At 65.7% G+C, this 16006-nt stretch carries 11 protein-coding genes; 1 reads left to right on the top strand and 10 read right to left on the bottom strand.

The genetic code is table 11. From position 1 onward, the window contains the following. Nucleotides 1-121: 121 nt before the first annotated feature. Nucleotides 122-862, top strand: a complete 741-nt coding sequence (locus GCN75_RS22785) for a tetratricopeptide repeat protein (protein ID WP_152284426.1) — start codon at nucleotides 122-124, stop codon at nucleotides 860-862. 32 nt (nucleotides 863-894) lie between these two features. Here GCN75_RS22785 and GCN75_RS22780 read toward each other — a convergent pair whose 3' ends face one another. The 10 genes from GCN75_RS22780 to GCN75_RS22735 form a co-directional block, all read right to left on the bottom strand. After that, the gene (locus GCN75_RS22780; protein WP_152284425.1) at nucleotides 895-1866 is read right to left on the bottom strand and encodes a hypothetical protein; all 972 of its coding nucleotides are present in this window, start codon (nucleotides 1864-1866) and stop codon (nucleotides 895-897) included. Between the two features lie 130 nt (nucleotides 1867-1996). After that, nucleotides 1997-5113, bottom strand: coding sequence for an efflux RND transporter permease subunit (locus GCN75_RS22775; protein WP_152284424.1), 3117 nt, complete (start codon nucleotides 5111-5113; stop codon nucleotides 1997-1999). Between the two features lie 8 nt (nucleotides 5114-5121). Beyond that, on the bottom strand, nucleotides 5122-6294 hold the full coding sequence (locus GCN75_RS22770) for an efflux RND transporter periplasmic adaptor subunit (RefSeq protein ID WP_152284423.1): 1173 nt from the start codon (nucleotides 6292-6294) through the stop codon (nucleotides 5122-5124). 13 nt (nucleotides 6295-6307) lie between these two features. Continuing rightward, nucleotides 6308-7729 (bottom strand): efflux transporter outer membrane subunit, encoded by a 1422-nt coding sequence (locus GCN75_RS22765; protein WP_226941522.1) that lies wholly within the window; start codon nucleotides 7727-7729, stop codon nucleotides 6308-6310. Then, nucleotides 7726-8448 (bottom strand): CerR family C-terminal domain-containing protein, encoded by a 723-nt coding sequence (locus tag GCN75_RS22760; protein ID WP_152284422.1) that lies wholly within the window; start codon nucleotides 8446-8448, stop codon nucleotides 7726-7728. The genes GCN75_RS22765 and GCN75_RS22760 overlap by 4 nt, the downstream gene beginning before the upstream one ends. 264 nt (nucleotides 8449-8712) lie before the next feature. After that, a complete protein-coding gene (locus tag GCN75_RS22755) occupies nucleotides 8713-10074 on the bottom strand; it encodes a hybrid sensor histidine kinase/response regulator (RefSeq protein ID WP_152284421.1) in 1362 nt (453 codons plus the stop codon). A gap of 142 nt (nucleotides 10075-10216) precedes the next feature. Then, on the bottom strand, nucleotides 10217-10951 hold the full coding sequence (locus tag GCN75_RS22750) for a 2OG-Fe dioxygenase family protein (protein WP_152284439.1): 735 nt from the start codon (nucleotides 10949-10951) through the stop codon (nucleotides 10217-10219). A gap of 105 nt (nucleotides 10952-11056) precedes the next feature. Beyond that, nucleotides 11057-13090: a TonB-dependent receptor gene (locus GCN75_RS22745; protein WP_152284420.1), complete on the bottom strand. Its 2034-nt coding sequence runs from the start codon at nucleotides 13088-13090 to the stop codon at nucleotides 11057-11059. Between the two features lie 50 nt (nucleotides 13091-13140). Continuing rightward, nucleotides 13141-13626, bottom strand: coding sequence for a DUF6702 family protein (locus GCN75_RS22740; RefSeq protein ID WP_193317611.1), 486 nt, complete (start codon nucleotides 13624-13626; stop codon nucleotides 13141-13143). Next, complete coding sequence (locus GCN75_RS22735; protein WP_152284418.1) at nucleotides 13626-16001, bottom strand: M1 family metallopeptidase; 2376 nt, start codon at nucleotides 15999-16001, stop codon at nucleotides 13626-13628. Before GCN75_RS22735 ends, GCN75_RS22740 begins: the two co-directional genes overlap by 1 nt. Nucleotides 16002-16006: the final 5 nt, after the last annotated feature.

The following is a 16006-nucleotide window of genomic DNA, read 5'->3' as shown; positions in this document are numbered from 1 at the left end:
GCTTTTTTTTTCGCCGTTCGCGCGTCTCCCCGGCGGGCTTGCCGGGGCGGCCGGTGTAATATTGAGCCAGGGAAAGCTGCGGCATGGTGCCAGCGGCTCCCGTCACGAACGAGGTTGCAACATGACGATTTTTGGCATAGGCATCCACATCCTGATCGCGCTGTTTTTTGCGATTCACGTGGTGCGCAACGGGCAGCAGCTGTACTGGCTGCTCATTTTATTCATGTTCCCGCTGCTGGGCAGCGTGGTGTATTTCTTCGCCATCTACCTGCCCAATTCGCGCCTGCCGCAAGGCGCGCGCAAGGTCGCGTCGGTGGCCGTGCAGGTGCTCGATCCGAACCGCGAATTGCGCGAGGCGAAGGCCGCCTTCGAGTACACGCCGACGGCGCAGAACCAGATGCGCCTGGCCAGCGCGCTGCTGGAAGCGGGCGATGCGCAGGAAGCGGCCTCGACGTATGAAGCCTGCCTGCAGGGCGCCTTTTCCTCGGACCTGGAAATTCGCCTGGGCGCGGCACGCGCCTACCTGGAATGCGGGCGCGGCGCCCAGGCCTTGACGCACCTGGAATTCATCCGCCGCAGCGACATCCATTTCCGTCCCGAGATGGTATCCCTGCTGACGGCGCGCGCGCTGGCGCAAAGCGGGCGCCAGCCGGAGGCGAAGGGGGAATTCGACGATGCACTGACCCGTTACGGCAGTTTCGACTGCCGCGCCGAGTATGCGATCTGGGCCCTGCAGCAGGGCGACAAGGTGCTGGCCGAGCGCCTGTGCGCCGATATCGACAGCGCCATGGCCCGCTGGAGCAGCCATACGCGCTCGATGTATGCGCCGCTGCTGGCGCGCCTGGAGGCGGCGCGCCGGTAGTTGCCGGCGCCCCAAGACGGTGGCTGGCTCGCTTATACGCCAGGCACCGTGTTCTTCCCTTCGACTAATTTATACCCCTTGCCATCGAAGGCGTAGCGCGCGTGGCCGTTCAGGGGCGTGGCGATGCGCGGCGGGTCCTGGTCCGGCTTGACCGTGACACCGGGCTTGATCTTCTCGGACGCGCCCTTGAAATCGATCAGCAGGTCATCGTAGCTGCCGCCATTGCGCGCCGGCGCAAAGCGCCAGCTGCCTGCCACCATCCAGCATTCATCCATGTCCGGCGTGCAGGCGCCCATATTGTCCGAGTACAGGTCGATGCCGCCATCGAGCGCCGTCACCTTGCCGTCGCCGATTTCAAACAGGGCCAGTTGCGTGATGGTGTAGCCCTGGCCCGTATAGCCATGGCGGATCGCCAGTCCCGGCTTGTTCGCACCCAGCATGACCCAGTGGACTTCGCCCAGCTGCCCCGATGACCCCAGGGCGGCGATGTTTTCCAGCCGTTTCACCACTTGCCATTGGCCGTCTTCCGGCTGGCCCTTGGGCGCGAGGAAAAATACGTTCAACAGCCCGGACGAGGCGTGCGCCGATTCCGCCGTGCCTTCCGTGTTGGCCGTTTCCGCATTCGCCACCAGGATGGCGCGGCCATCGGGCAGCAGCTTGTGGCTGACGGCGCTGACGACATAACTGAGCTTGTCGACATGGTTGTCCGGATCGGAGAGGTCGGCCAGCGCATCGTCGCTGTCGCTGCGGTAGTCGTCGCCGAAGACGGCGCGCATCATGCCCGCTTCCCGCTTGCGCGCCTGCGGCGTGTTCATTTCGTCCGTCTTGGGCGCGGTGGCGGCCGGCGGCGGCACGTGCTCGGTCGGTGCCGCATCGGCAGCGCTGGCGGGGACGTCGGCTGCCACGTCGGCTGCCACGTCGGCGCTGGCGGGGGCGGTCTTGTCCGAGCAGGCGCCGAGCAGTGCGGATGCCAGCAGCAGGGCGAGCGGGGTGCGGTAATTCATAGGCAGGGCAGATTGCGTTCATTGAGAATGGGCGCAGTATGCCAGATAGATGGAAGCGAGGGAGCGCGGCCTGCCGGCCGGTCCTTCGCTTCCTTGCCCGCAGGGGGCGATTTTGCCATCCGCGGTGGCGCTATTTTTCCAGCGCCACCTGCTCATCGCGCCGCAGGGGCGCCTTGTGGCGGCGCAGTTTCGCCATGCCGCGCTTGAGCAGGTGCTCGAGGTCGTCGATGTAGGTGAACACGGCCGGCACCACCAGCAGGCTGAGCAAGGTCGACGTGATCAGGCCGCCGATGACGGTGATGGCCATCGGCGAACGGAAGCTGGGGTCGGCGCCCCAGCCCAGCGCCAGCGGCATCATGCCGGCGCCCATGGCGATCGTCGTCATCAGGATGGGGCGGCTGCGCTTGTGGCAGGCGTCGACCAGCGCATCGAAGCGGTTCATGCCGGCCTGGCGCGCCAGGATCGCATAGTCGACCAGCAGGATCGAGTTCTTGGTGACGATCCCCATCAGCATGATCAGGCCGATCATCGACGGCATCGACAGGGCGCTGCCCGTGATCAGGAGGGCCACGAAGGCGCCGCCGATCGACAGCGGCAGCGCCGCCAGGATGGTCACCGGCTGCATGAAGTCCTTGAACAGCAGCACCAGCACGCAATAGATGCACAGCACGCCGATCAGCATGGCCAGGCCAAAGCTGGCGAACAGCGAGGCCATCTCCTGCGCGTCGCCCAGTTCGGCGATCTTCACGGACGGCGGCAGATTCTTCATCGACGGCAGCGCGCGCGCTTCCTCGTTCAATTCGCCCAGGGTGCGCGAACCGAGTTCCACGTCGAGGGTCACGTTGCGGCTGCGGTTCAGGCGGTCGATCTGCGCGGGACCGCTTTCCATCGTCACGCTCGCTACGTTCGCCAGGCGCACGGGGCCATTCTTGCCCGGCACGGTCAGGCGCTCGATGGCGGCCAGGTCGGCGCGCACGCTGTTGGGCAGCTTGACGCGGATCGGCACCTGCCGCTCGGGCAGGTTCATCTTCGTCAGGTCCGTGTCGTAGTCGCCGGCCGTGGCCACGCGCACCGTCTCGCCGATGGCTGCCGCCGTCACGCCCAGGTCTGCCGCCTTGGCAAAATCAGGGCGCACGATGATCTCCGGGCGTACCAGCGAAGCGCTGGAATTGACGTTGCCGATGCCTTTCAGGCCGCGCAGCTCGCGCTCGACCTTCTGTGCCGCCGCCATCAGTGCCACGGGATCTTCCGAGCGCAGCACCAGCTGCATCTTGACGCCCGTGTCGGGCGGCCCCACCGTGAAGCGCGCGCCCGGTATCGTATCGAGCTTGTGGCGCAGCTGCGTTTCCAGGCCCGCCATCGATTCCTTGCGCTCCGTGCGGTGCACGGTGGTCAGGGTCAGCACGGCGCGGCGCGCCTCGGCCGCTGCGCCGGGAGCGAAGGCGTCGCCGCTGGAACCGCCGCCAATCGAACTGAAGACGCCCTTGATGCCTGGCGTGCGCATGGCCGCATCGCGTGCCATGGCCGCCACGGCCTGCGTTTCGGCCAGGGTGGAGCCGGGCGGCAGTTCCAGGTTGATCTGCGTCTGCGCGCGGTCGGCGGCCGGCACGAAACCCGTCGGCAGCAGCGGCACGAGCGCGATGGCGCCGACAAAGAACAGGGCTGCGGCGATGGCCGTGGTGCCGCGGTGGTTCAGGCACCAGCGCATGACCTTCAGGTAGCGCGTCATCAGCCAGCCATCCTGTTGTTCCTTGTGCGGCAGCGGTTTCAGGATGTAGGCGGCCATCATCGGCGTGAGCAGGCGCGCCACCACCAGCGAGGCCAGCACGGCCAGCACGGCCGTCCAGCCGAACTGCTTGAAGAACAGGCCGGGAATGCCGCTCATGAAGGCCGTCGGCAGGAACACGGCCACCAGCGCAAAGGTGGTGGCGATCACCGCCATGCCGATTTCGTCGGCCGCTTCCATGGCCGCTTCCATGGGCGACTTGCCCATGCGCAGATGGCGCTCGATGTTTTCGATTTCCACGATGGCGTCGTCGACCAGCACGCCGACCACCAGCGCCAGCGACAGCAGGGTGACGGTATTGAGCGTGTAGCCGAACCAGTAGATGCCGAGGAAGGCCGGCATCACGGACAGGGGCAGGGCGGCCGCGGCGACCAGGGTGGCGCGCCAGTCGCGCAGGAACCACCACACCACCAGCACGGCCAGCAGTGCGCCTTCGTACAGCAGCTCCATCGAGCCGTCGAAGTTTTCCTCGACGGGGAAGGCATTGTCGATCGATTGCTGCAGCACGACGCTGGGGTTTTCCTTCTGCAGGTCGGCGATGGCCTCGCGCGCGCCCTTGGCGACGGCCACTTCGCTGGCCCCCTTGGTGCGGAAGACCTCGAACGCGACCACGGTCTTGCCATCCTGCTCGGCCAGCGCGCGCGGTTCGGCGATGGTGTCGCGCACGGTGGCCACCTGGTCCAGGCGCACGTGGCGTCCGTCCGGCAGCGGTACTTCCACGCGCGACAGTTCATCGGCTGTCTTGACGGTGGCGATGGTGCGCACCGATTGCTCGGCGCCGCTGATGTCGCCCCGCCCGCCGGGCGCTTCGCGCTGCACCAGGCGCAGCTGGCGCGAGACGTCGAGCGCCGACACTTTCAGCGCCGCCATGCGCGCTTCGTCGAGCTCCACCTGGATTTCGCGGTAGACGCCGCCCACGCGGGTGACGGCGCCCACGCCGGGCACCGTCAAGAGGCGCTTGGCCACCGTGTTGTCGACGAACCAGGACAGGTCGGGCGCGTCGAGCGGATTGTCGACGCCCCCTTTCGCCGTGGCGATGAAGGTCAGCACCACGCGCCCGGCCGTGGACGCCTTGGTGACGGTGGGGTCGCGCAGTTCGGCCGGCATGTCCGCCTTGACGCGGGCGACGGCGTCGCGCACATCGTTGACGGCTTCGGCGATCTGCTTTTCCAGGATGAATTCGACGGTCACCGTGACGACGCCGTCGAGCACCTTGGTATAGATGTTTTTCACGCCTTGCAGGGTGGCTACGGAGTCTTCGATCTTGCGCGCCACTTCCGTTTCCAGCTGGGCCGGCGCGGCGCCGGGCAGCACCGCGCTGACGGTGACGATGGGCAGTTCGATGTCGGGGAAATCCTGCACCGGATTGGCCTTGTAGGCCAGCAAGCCGGCCAGGGTCAGCAGCGCGAACAGCATGATGGCCGGGATCGGATTCTTGATCGAGAGGGAGGAGAAATTCATGGCTGGCCTTACTTTTTCGCGGCCACGGTGGCCGGTGCAGCGGGCTTGGCCGCCGTTGGCGTGGCCACATTGCGCACCAGGTCGCCGTCATTGAGGAAGCCGGCGCCGCTGACGACGATGGTGGTATCGGCCGTGATGCCTTGCGTGATCTCGATGCGGTCGCTCAGGCGCCGCCCGGCCTGCACCTTGATCTGGCTGACGCGCTGGTCGGCATTCAGGCGGAAGACGTAGCTGAAGCCGTCGCGCACGGCAATCGCCTGCTGCGGAACCGTCAGCGCGCCCGACGTGCCCAGTTCAAATTCGCCGCTGGCGTACATGCCGGCCTTGAATGGCGCATTGTTGCCGCTGCTGGCCGGCAGGTCCACGTACACGAGGGCGGAGCGGGTTTGCGGATCGACGGTCGGGGCGATCATGCGCACCTTGCCCGTCAAAACGCTACCGTTGGATGCCTTGACCTGCGCCAGGGTGCCCGGTTTCAGGTTCAGCAGCTCGGTGGCCGTCACTTCGGCGCGCCATTCGAGGCGGCCCTGGCGGATCATGCGGAACAGTTCCGTGCCGGCGCCCACGACGGAGCCGACAGTGGCCGAGCGCGCAGAGATGATGCCGCTGTCGGGCGCCACCACCTGCGTGTATTTCAGGCGCAGCTGCTGCGACGCCAACTGCGCCTTGGCGGACGCGATGCGCGCGTTGGCCGTCTGTTCGGCCGTCAGGTACTGGCTGATCTGCTGCGCGCTGATGGCGCCCGTGCTTTGCAGCGAGCGGGCGCGCTGCGCGTTGGCCGCCGCCTCAAGGGCATTTGCTTCCGCTTCCAGCACGGCCGCTTTCGCCTGCGCCACGTCGGCATTGACCGTGTCGTTCGAGAACACGGCCAGCACCTGGCCGGCGCGCACCACGTCGCCGACATTCACGCGTACCTCGGTGAGGCGCAAGCCGTTCGATTCGCTGCCGATGACGGCTTCCTGCCAGGCGGCCACGTTGCCGTTGGCGTTGAGCTTGATGGGCAGGCTGGCCGTCTGGGGCTTGGCCGTGGTGACGGTCAGGGCCGGTTTCTGCGCCGCGTGCTTGTCTTTGGCATCGTCGGCCGCCGTGGAGGCCGAAGGGTACAGGGCCACGCCCGCGCCCAGCACCACGCACAGGGCGGCAAGGGCGAGCGCCATGGGTTTCAAGGTCATTTTTTTCATGTTGTCGTATCCGTCAGGGGGCGTTATGGGCGATGGCGTTGGCGCTGCTGCTGTTCCAGCCGCCGCCGGCGGCGCGGTACAGCGCTACCCAGGCGACGCTGCGTTCGCGCTCCAGGTTCACCACGGTGTTTTCGGCGGCCAGGCGCGTGCGGCGCGCGTCTTCCAGTTCGATCAGGCTGGCCAGGCCATTCTTGTAGCGGTCCTCGGTGGCGACAAACGACACGCGGTAGCCTTCCAGCGCCGTTTTCGCGTGGCCGCTGCGCTCGTCCGTGCTGGCCAGGTTGACCAGTGCTTCTTCCACTTCGCGCACGGCCTGGCGCACGCCGGCACGGTATTTGACCACGGCTTCGTCGTAGCGCGCCGTGGCCGCATCGACCTGGGCGCGGCGGGTGCCGCCGTCGAAGATGGGCAGGCTGACGGCCAGCGGGCCGATGCTCCAGGTGCTGGCCGTGATGCTGGTGCCGCCGGAGCGGATATTGCCCTTGCCGATGGAACCGGCCAGGCTCAGGCGCGGATAGCGCTGCGCCTGCGCGCCGCGCACTTCGAAGCTGGCGGCCGCCACTTCGCGTTCGGCGCTGTAGATGTCGGGACGCTGGCCCAGGGTTTGCGCCGGCAGTTCGGCAATCGCCACGGGCGAGGGCAGGATGGCGGGGCTGGCCGCCAGCTTCTGGCGCAGCGACGCTTCCGGCATGGCCGACAGGGCCACCAGCGCCTTGACGTTCACGTCGCAGGCGGCGCGCTGCTCGATGGCGCGGCTGGCGCCTTCCGCGGCGCTGGCGCGGGCCAGGGCCGCGTTGGCGGGCGGCTGGAAGCCGGCGCCGGCGCTCAGTTCCGTCAGGCGTGCCGAGTCGCGGCGCGAGACGGCATCCTGTTCGGCCACTGCCTGCAATTGCTGGCAGGTGCGCAAGGCGTAGTACTGGTTCGCCACTTCGGCCGCCACGGAAACGCGGGCGTCATGCCAGCCCGCGCGCGCGCTGTCGTAGCGCTCCTGCGCCGCATCGCGCGTGGCGCGGTTGGCGCCAAACACGTCGATTTCCCACGACGCCTGCAGCGCCGCCTGCGAGGTGGTGCCGCCGGGCTGCGCCGACTGCTGGCTGGTGCGCACCACGCTGCCTGTGGCATCCAGCTTGGGCGCCAGCGCGGCGCCGCTGGCGACCCGGTCCGCGCGCGCCTGCACGATGCGCGTGCTGGCGGCGGCGATGGTGGGGCTGACCTGCTGCGCGTCGGCGATCAGTTCCACCAGCAGGCCGTCGCCCTGGTGCTGCCACCAGCTGGCCAGGTCCGTCAGGCTGCCGTTATGCGGCAGCGGCGCCTGCCACTGCGCGGGCGCGCTGGCCGCCACCGCCGCGGGCGGCCCCTGCAGGGCGCAGCCACCCAGCGCCAGCACGATGCTGGCGGCCAGGGCGCGTTGAACGGTGCATCGAATAGTCGTCATGCTTGTCCTTCTGCTTGTCGTTGAGCGGTAGAGGGGGAAAGGGCCAGGCGCTGGCGTTCCACGTCGGCCATGGCCAGCGCATAGTCGGTCATGCGCGCCAGCCAGGTGTCGATGGCGCGCGGCGTTTCCAGCAGCTGCGGGCGCAGGGTGTGCAGTACCTCGGCGCCGACCATATGCTGCAGGGCCAGCGAGGCGATGGAGAAGGCCAGGCGGTGCATGTCGTCGCTGTCGTCGGGCGCGCCCAGGTGGCGCGCCAGCACGCGCGTGAGCGCTTCGTGCTCGGGACGGATGTTCTGGTCGATCTCGCGTGCCCACAGGCCCGTCGGCTCGAGCATCTCGCGGCACCACAGGCGCATGCAGTCGCGCGCGATCTCGCCCTGCTGCATGGGGGCGAGCAGCTGCGCATAAAAGCCTTCCAGGCTTTGGCGCAGGGTGAAATGCGGTTGCTCGTACAGGGCGATATTGTCTTGCGGGTTGGCCGACTGCTGGGCGAAGGCGGCGCGGTACAGGCCCGCCTTGTCGCCAAAATAGTAGCTGATGGCGGCCGCGTTCGTGCCGGCCGCCTGCGCCAGTTCGCGCGTGGAGGTCTTGGCGTAGCCCTGTTCGGCAAACAGGCGGATGGCGCTATGCAGCAGCCGCTCGCGCGATTGCTCGCCATCGGAACGGGGCTTGCGCCCGTCGTCGGCATGTGGTGTGTGGGAAATGTTTTTTTCAATCATGCCGGAGATTTAATCATATATCTCAAACGATTGATATAACTAAATCAGTTGATTTAGTTAAGAAAAGATGAAGATGCGGTAAAACGCGGGCAAAAAAAAGCCCGCGGTTGTATTCGCGGGCGTAATCCAATGTTCGGAGAACGAATTGGAGGAGACAGTTCCACTATAGCGCTAAAAATGGTGCGGTGCAATACAGTAGAACTACGGTATCAGTCTCTCCCAGGCCGTAAAAAAAGCAGACTTCATGTTGCGGTGCACAGAAGATCAGGCTTTGCTGCGCAGGGCCAGCGTGAAGGTGCTGCCCGAGCCGTAGTCGCTGTTGAAGAACAGGGCGCCGCCGATGGCGTTGGCCAGGTTCTGGCACAGGTACAGGCCCAGTCCCGCGCCTTCCACGTGGCGCGTGGAGGTGGAATCGAGCTGCGAGAAGGCCTGGAACAGCTTGGCCTGGTCTTCTTCCTTGATGCCGGCGCCGCTGTCGGCGATGCTCATTTCCGTCACCAGCACGTCGTCTTCCTCGCGCTGGGCAAGGCTGATGCGCACCGTGCCCTGTTCCGTGAACTTGATGGCGTTGTTGAGCAGGTTGATGAGGATCTGCGTCAGCGCGCGGCGGTCCGTGTCGATGATGGCGGGCGGCTGGCCCTCTTCTCCCAGCGCCATTTCCAGGGCCAGGCCCTTTTGCTGGGCCAGGGGGCGCAGGGTGTCGGCCACTTCGGCCATCAGTTCCTGGCAGTGCACGGGCTCGATCGACAGGGTCAGCTTGCCCGCCTCGATCTTGGCCACGTCGAGGATGTCGTTGATCAGCGAGAGCAGATGGCGTGCGCTGGCGCGGATGGTGTTGAGCTGCTTGTCCTGGTCGGACGTCAGGGGGCCAGGCAGTTTCATCAGCAGCGCGCCCGTAAACCCGATGATGGCGTTGAGGGGCGTGCGCAGTTCGTGCGACATGTTCGCGATGAAGGCCGACTTCATGCGGCTGGCCTCGGCCAGCTCCAGGTTTTTCAGGGCGATTTCGCGGTTGATGGTTTCCAGTTCGGCCGCATGGTGCGCCAGGCGCATGTTCAGCTCGATCACCTGGCGTTCGCGCGCCTGCAGTTCGCCGTTGACCTGCACCGCCTGCTCATAGGTGGAGATGAGCAGGTCGAGGATTTGCTGGCGCTCCGCATTGATGAAATGCTTCTGGTCGCCCAGGTACAGGGCGATGCCGATTTCCACATTCTGGTTCTTGCGCAGCTTCTGGTTCATCAGCATGTGGCTGATGCGGTTGAGCAGGTAGTCTTCCGCGTAGGGCTTGCGGATGAAATTGTCGGCGCCGCACTCGATGCCGCGGATGATGTCCTTCGGGTCGTTGAGCGAGGTGACGAGGATCACGGGAATGTCGCGCAGGGTCGGGTCGGACTTGATGGCGCGGCACAGGTCGTAGCCATTCATTTCAGGCATGACGATATCGGACAGCACCAGGTGCGGCTTGCGTTCGCGGATGGCGGCCAGGGCCAGCTGGCCGTTGGCCGCCACGCGCGCATTGTAGTGCAGGGACTGGATTAGGCGGCGCAAGCGCTCCGCCTGGGTCGGGCTATCCTCGACGATCAGGATCTCGATTTCGTCCGGCTTGATTTGGTTGTTGGAGTCCACAGACCTCTCCTAGAATTTCAGTGTGGTGATGCTGGGCGCGGTGAGCGCGCAATATCGACATCCTGTGACTATATCGGATTTAGGTCTGTAAAAGTAACTTCCAAGTAACTATTTTGGCCACAGGGAATGCTGTGGCCGCTTGTTAATTCTCGCCCTGGAACTGGCCTGCGCGATAGGTGAGCACGAGCGTGTCGCGGTGGCCATGTTCGCCGATGGGCTGGATCGGCGTCGATTCATGGATCACGGCGGCATCGTCGAGCAGCAGCAGCGACCACGGTTCCGTCAGGGTAAAGCGCTTGCCGTTGGGGCCGTTGGCTTCGAAGATGCGCGTCTCGCCGCCCTTGATCTGCTCGCGCCCGATCAGCAGCACGGCGACGAAATCGACGCCGTCGCGGTGCGCGCCTTCCGGCGTGGGGCGGCCGATGCCATCGGTCGTATCGATGCGGAACTGGTGCGCCTCGATGAACCACGGCTGCTGTCCCTTGACCTGGGAGCAGGCGTCGCCCAGGGCGCGGATCAGCTGCTGCCAGGCCGCCTGCGCGACCACGGACGGCTCGACCGGCTCGAACAGCCGGTGCATGCCGCCGTGCAGGGCGTTGTATTCCACCGGTTGCCAGTGCGGACGGTGCGCCGTCTGCGTCAGGCGCTCGCCATCCTGCACGAAGCACGAGTGGCGCCGGCGGCGGTAGCGGCCGCCATCCTTCAGGTAATTGTCCAGCGCCAGCGCGTTCCAGCTGGGTTCGAGCGCGCGCAGCGCGGCCAGCGGGCAGCCGGCCAGCGCGGCCACGTCCTGCGGGCGCAAGACGGCATAGCCGTCGTCGCGCAAGGCATCCTTGACGCGGGACGGGTCGGTAAAGATCGGTGCGGAAGTGCTCATGGCGGTGCGGGCCGGCATGCGGCCGGTATCAGTTTATCCAGCCTGGCATTCTACGACTTCGCGGCAACTCTTGTGTTGGGTCCGATAGGAATTATTCTTGTTGAGTTAAAAATTCTTTACCAGGGTCAGGCGCAGCGAGCGCGACTCCACCGGATGGAAGTGGATATCGTCGACGGGCTGCGCTTCGCCGGGCAGGCGCGAGGCATAGTAGTAATCGATGGCCGAGTCGCGCCGGTTGGCCAGGTTGTAGCCTTCCAGCTCCACGCGCAAGGTCTTGTCGACCTGGTAGGCGATGCGCCCGTTCAAGCCCACGCTGGCTGCCGAGCGCACGCTGTTGTCTTCAATGAGGGGGCGCGGGCCGAAATAGCGCAGGCGCAGGGAGCCTGACCATGGTCCGGACGGCGTCACCGTCATGGCCAGCTGGGCCACGCCTTCGATGGCGCCCGGGATGTAGTCTCCCGCCGGGTCGCTGCCGCGCGAGCGTGCCCGCGCATAGGCGAGGTCCAGGTCCAGCGACAGCCAGCTGGCCGCCTTGTAGTAGCTGGAAAACTCGATGCCGTAGCGGCGGCTGGGGCGGCCCGCCTCGGTGGCGCCGGCGTCGCCGATGAACAGCAGCTCGGAATCGAAGTCCAGGCGGTACAGCGACAGCGACGTTTGCAGGCCGGCGATGGCGGCGCTGCGTAAACCCAGTTCCAGCCCGCGCGAGCGCACCAGGGGCGTGACCTTGTCGGCCGCCTCGCCCGTCTTCGGGTCGACCGTGATCGTCGTGCCGCGCGCGTCGTTGCTGTGAAAACCATTGCCAATGTTGATATACGCTTCCGTGTCGCGCCATGGACCGGCGATCACGCTCAGGCTGGGGCTGAGCAAATGGTCGCTGGCCTCGCCGGAATTGGCGGCGCGGTCGCTGCGCACGTCGAAGCGGTAGGCGTCCGCGCGCAGGCCGGCCACGGTGCGCAGCCAGCGCGACCAGCGCGTGCTGTTTTCGCCATACACGCCGATGCTGCTTTCAACGATATGGTCTTGCCGCGTGCTCGATACGATCTGCCGCTGCCGCGTGTTGTACAGGCCATTGTGGATATTGTCGTTCTGCAGCTGCAGGCCGATCGTGGTGTCGCTGCTGCCCCTGTCCGTGTGGCGGTGCCAGGTGTGGCTGGCATCGAGGCCGGCCGTCACGCGCCGGTCGGGCTGGGCGAACTGGTCGCCGTTGCCGGGGTCCTCCATCGCATACGTAAAATTCGAGAACAGGGCCAGGCGGTTGGCGATCACGTAGGCGCTGACCCTGGACGAGACGTCGTCCGTCGTCTGGCGCCAGGCGCCGGACAGGCTGTAGCGCTGCGCCTTGCCGCCGTCGCTGGTATCGATGGCGTCGAAGCGGCCCAGCGTGCCGTCCTGCACGGCGCGCAGCGGAATCTGGTCGGTGGCATTCCAGCTGGCGTCGTACGCCATGGCCGTGACGTTGTAGCCGTTGTTGGCATAGCCTTCGCTGTAGCGCAGCACGCCATTGAGCTTGCGGTAGCGGTCCGGCTGCGTGAACGGGCCATCGCTATGCTGCGCTTCGAGCGCGTACAGCAGGCTGCCGTCGCCCGCATCGAACGAATCGGCCAGCAGGGCGCGGCGAAAGCCGTTCTGTCCGATGCCCACGCTGGCGATGCCCTGCGTCAGGCGGTTCGCGTAGATGACGGAGGCCGCTCCGGCCGAGGAGAAATCGCCTTGCGCCGCCGAATACGGCCCTTTTTTGTAATCGAGGCGCATGGCCAGTTCGGGGATCAGGAAATTCAGGTCCGTCCAGCCCTGGCCGTGGCCATGGCTGCGCTGGTTGACGGGCATCTCGTCGACGGTGGTGCGCAAGTCCGTGCCGTGGTCGAGGTTGAAGCCGCGCAGGTAAAACTGGTTGGCCTTGCCTTCGCCGCTATGCTGGCTGACGATCAGGCCCGGCACGGCTTCGAGCAGTTCGCCGGGCCGGTAGCTGGTGCGCGCATCGAGCTGCTTTTGCGTGACGCTGCCCGCGTTGGCCGAATCGGCCACGCCCAGCTGGTTCAGGCGCGAACCGTCGACCAGCACGCGCTGGAAGATGTCGTCGGCGTGGGCGGCAGGTAAAAACAGGGCGGCGAGGAGGAGGGAAAGGTAGCGTGGCGTCATGGGTGTCTGGAAGTGGCGGGGCGGGGCCCCGGCGGGCTGCCTGCCGCTGATTAGCGGATCGGCAGTTCCGTATTCTGGCGGTCGAAGATCAGCGTCTGGATGGTGCCGCTGTCCTGCACGTTCAGGGTGTTGCGCTGGCTGGGCAGGAAATCGATCAGCAACTGGTTGTGGATGCGCGTGGCGGGCGCCAGGCGCGTGCGCTCGATCTCCTGGAAGATCACCACGTTGTCGGCATTGACCTTCATGCCGACCCATGCCAGGCGCAGGCGCTTGCCGTCCGGCGCCACGAGGTAGAACTGTTTGTCGACATAGCGGCGCAGCGCCGCTTCGCTGTCTTCCTGGCCCAGGTCGAACTGGCGCTGGTACAGCTGCGTCAGCAGCGCCTCGACATCATGGCCCGTATAGGTATGCACCACTTCGGTGCTGCCGCTGGCCGCGTTATAGCTGATGTCGGCGATACCCATGTGGAAATTGTGCGCGCCGGCCGCCATGCTGGCGCTGACCAGCAGGCTGGCCGCGAGGAGGCGCCAGCGCATCACGCCTCGTCGCCCTTGTCCGCGCCGCCGCTCCTGCCTTTCAGCGGCGTATTAAAATCGCGCATCAGGTTATCCTTGGGCGATTTTTCGCTCTTGAACAGTTCCAGGCGCGATGGCGTGATCTTGCGCGGCCAGCTATTGTTGCTGGTATCGATATCGGCCGTTTCCCAGTACGGGTCCTGCACCAGGCCCACCATCGGCTCGTCGGTGATGACGACCTTGGTGATCTTTTTCGGCGAATAGCGCCACACTTCGGCCGGCACGCGCTCCACGTATTTCTTGCCGCTTTTCAGTTCGATTTCCAGTATCAGGGGCATGACCATGCCGCCCACGTTCGACAGGTCGACCAGGTACAGGTGCTTGCCCTGTTTCAGCAAATCCTTTTCCCACGGTTCCAGGCCGGCCAGTGCTTCGGCATAGGCGTTGCGGTCCTTGTTGGTGACCGTGAAATCGTCGTGCTGGTTGTAGAAATCCTTCAGCTCCGGATGCGCGTCGACCCGGCGCGGCATGCCCTTGTTGGCGCGGCTCGTGACGGATTCGGGCTGGGCATCCTTCTGCGCCTTCTTCCACGCCTTTTCCGTGTCCGGGTTTTTGGAACTCACGCCATATTCCGTGATGCCGTCGATGCTGATGTCGACCGGGTCGGTGGTGTAGAACCAGCCGCGCCAGAACCAGTCCAGGTCCGTGCCGGAGGCGTCTTCCATGGTGCGGAAAAAGTCGGCGGGGGTCGGGCGCTTGAACTTCCAGCGCTGCGCATACTCCTTGAACGCGTAGTCGAACAGCTCGCGCCCGAGGATGGTTTCGCGCAGGATGTTCAGGCCCGCCGCCGGCTTGGCATAGGCGTTGTTGCCGAACTGTAGCAATGACTCGGAATTGGTCATGATGGGCACCTGGTCGCGGCTACGCATGTAGTCGACGATCTCGCGCGGTTCGCCGCGCGAGGCCGGGTAGTTTTCTTCCCACGCCTGCTGCGCCAGGTATTGCACGAAGGTGTTGAGGCCCTCGTCCATCCACGTCCATTGGCGCTCGTCCGAGTTGATGATCATCGGGTAGTAGTTGTGGCCCACCTCGTGGATGATCACGCCGATCAGGCCATATTTTGTGCGCTTGGAGTAGGTCAGCTCGCCCGTCTTCTTGTCCTTGACGGGGCGCGGTCCGTTGAAGGAGATCATCGGATACTCCATGCCGCCCACGGGACCGTTGACGGAAATGGCCGTCGGGTACGGGTAGTCGATGCTGTACTTGTTGTACTGCTCGATCGTGTGCACGATGGCTTGCGTGCTGTACTTTTCCCACAGCGGGTTGCCCTCTTTCGGGTAGTAGGACATGGCCATCAGCTTGCTGCCGCCCTTGTTGTAGCCCTGCGCATCCCAGATGAACTTGCGGCTCGAGGCCCAGGCGAAGTCGCGCACGTTGGCCGCCTTGAAGTGCCAGGTCTTTTGCGCGCGGCTGACGGATTTTTCGGCCGCTTCCGCCTCTTTTTGCGTGACGATGACGACGGGCTTGTCGCTGGTGCGCGCTTTTTCCAGGCGTTCGCGCTGGGCGGAAGACAGCACGTCCTGCGGATTTTGCAGCTCGCCCGTGGCGGCGACGACATGGTCGGCCGGCACCGTCAGCTGCACGTCGTAGTCGCCGAATTCCAGCGTGAATTCGCCGGAGCCGAGGAACTGCTTGTGCTGCCAGCCGGCTGCGTCGTAATAGGCCGCCATGCGGGGAAACCACTGCGCCACTTCGAACAGGGCGTTCTTGTCGTCGAAGACTTCATAGCCGGCGCGTCCGCCCAGCACCTTCTGTTCGTTGATGCGGTAATCCCAGTCGATCTGGAAGACGAAATCCTGGCCCGGCTTCAGCGGCTGCGGCAGGTCGATGCGCATCATGGTGCGGTTGATTACGTACTTCAGGGGCTGGCCATCCGCGCCTGCCAAGCGGCGGATATTGAAGCCGCCCTGGAAGTCGCCGCGCGCGAGGATGCCGCGCAAGCCTTCGAACTTCATCGTGTCTTCGCCTGCCGTCCTGGCCCAGGCCTGGCGCGATGGCGCCGTGGCCACGCGGCGCGCGTCGGAATCGGGCTTGTAGATATTCTGGTCCAGCTGCACCCACAGGTAGCCGAGCGTGTCGGGCGACTGGTTATGGTAGGTGATGGTGCCGCTGCCGGCGATTTCGCGTTTGGCTTCGTCCAGGGTGGCGCGGATCGTGTAGTCGGCGCGCTGCTGCCAGTAGGCGTGGCCCGGCGCGCCGGACGCGGTGCGGTAGGTATTCGGGGTGGGCAGTATCTCTTCGAGCTGGCGGAACTTGTCGTCGAATGGCTCTGCAGCGAAAGCCGAGACGGTAAAGCAGAAAGCCAGCGAGGCTACGGAGCCGAAAGGTATGCGCATGGTCA

Source organism: Janthinobacterium violaceinigrum (genome assembly GCF_009208555.1).
Lineage (GTDB): Bacteria > Pseudomonadota > Gammaproteobacteria > Burkholderiales > Burkholderiaceae_D > Janthinobacterium > Janthinobacterium violaceinigrum.
This window is presented reverse-complemented; position numbering and strand designations above follow the sequence as displayed.

Excerpts from the sequence above, each read along its gene's own strand:
- GCN75_RS22750 (WP_152284439.1), bottom strand. The coding sequence starts at position 10,951 with ATGAGCACTTCCGCACCGATCTTTACCGACCCGTCCCGCGTCAAGGAT.
- GCN75_RS22735 (WP_152284418.1), bottom strand. The coding sequence starts at position 16,001 with ATGCGCATACCTTTCGGCTCCGTAGCCTCGCTGGCTTTCTGCTTTACC.
- GCN75_RS22740 (WP_193317611.1), bottom strand. The coding sequence starts at position 13,626 with ATGCGCTGGCGCCTCCTCGCGGCCAGCCTGCTGGTCAGCGCCAGCATG.
- GCN75_RS22785 (WP_152284426.1), top strand. The coding sequence starts at position 122 with ATGACGATTTTTGGCATAGGCATCCACATCCTGATCGCGCTGTTTTTT.
- GCN75_RS22775 (WP_152284424.1), bottom strand. The coding sequence starts at position 5,113 with ATGAATTTCTCCTCCCTCTCGATCAAGAATCCGATCCCGGCCATCATG.
- GCN75_RS22780 (WP_152284425.1), bottom strand. The coding sequence starts at position 1,866 with ATGAATTACCGCACCCCGCTCGCCCTGCTGCTGGCATCCGCACTGCTC.
- GCN75_RS22770 (WP_152284423.1), bottom strand. The coding sequence starts at position 6,294 with ATGAAAAAAATGACCTTGAAACCCATGGCGCTCGCCCTTGCCGCCCTG.
- GCN75_RS22760 (WP_152284422.1), bottom strand. The coding sequence starts at position 8,448 with ATGATTGAAAAAAACATTTCCCACACACCACATGCCGACGACGGGCGC.
- GCN75_RS22745 (WP_152284420.1), bottom strand. The coding sequence starts at position 13,090 with ATGACGCCACGCTACCTTTCCCTCCTCCTCGCCGCCCTGTTTTTACCT.
- GCN75_RS22765 (WP_226941522.1), bottom strand. The coding sequence starts at position 7,729 with ATGACGACTATTCGATGCACCGTTCAACGCGCCCTGGCCGCCAGCATC.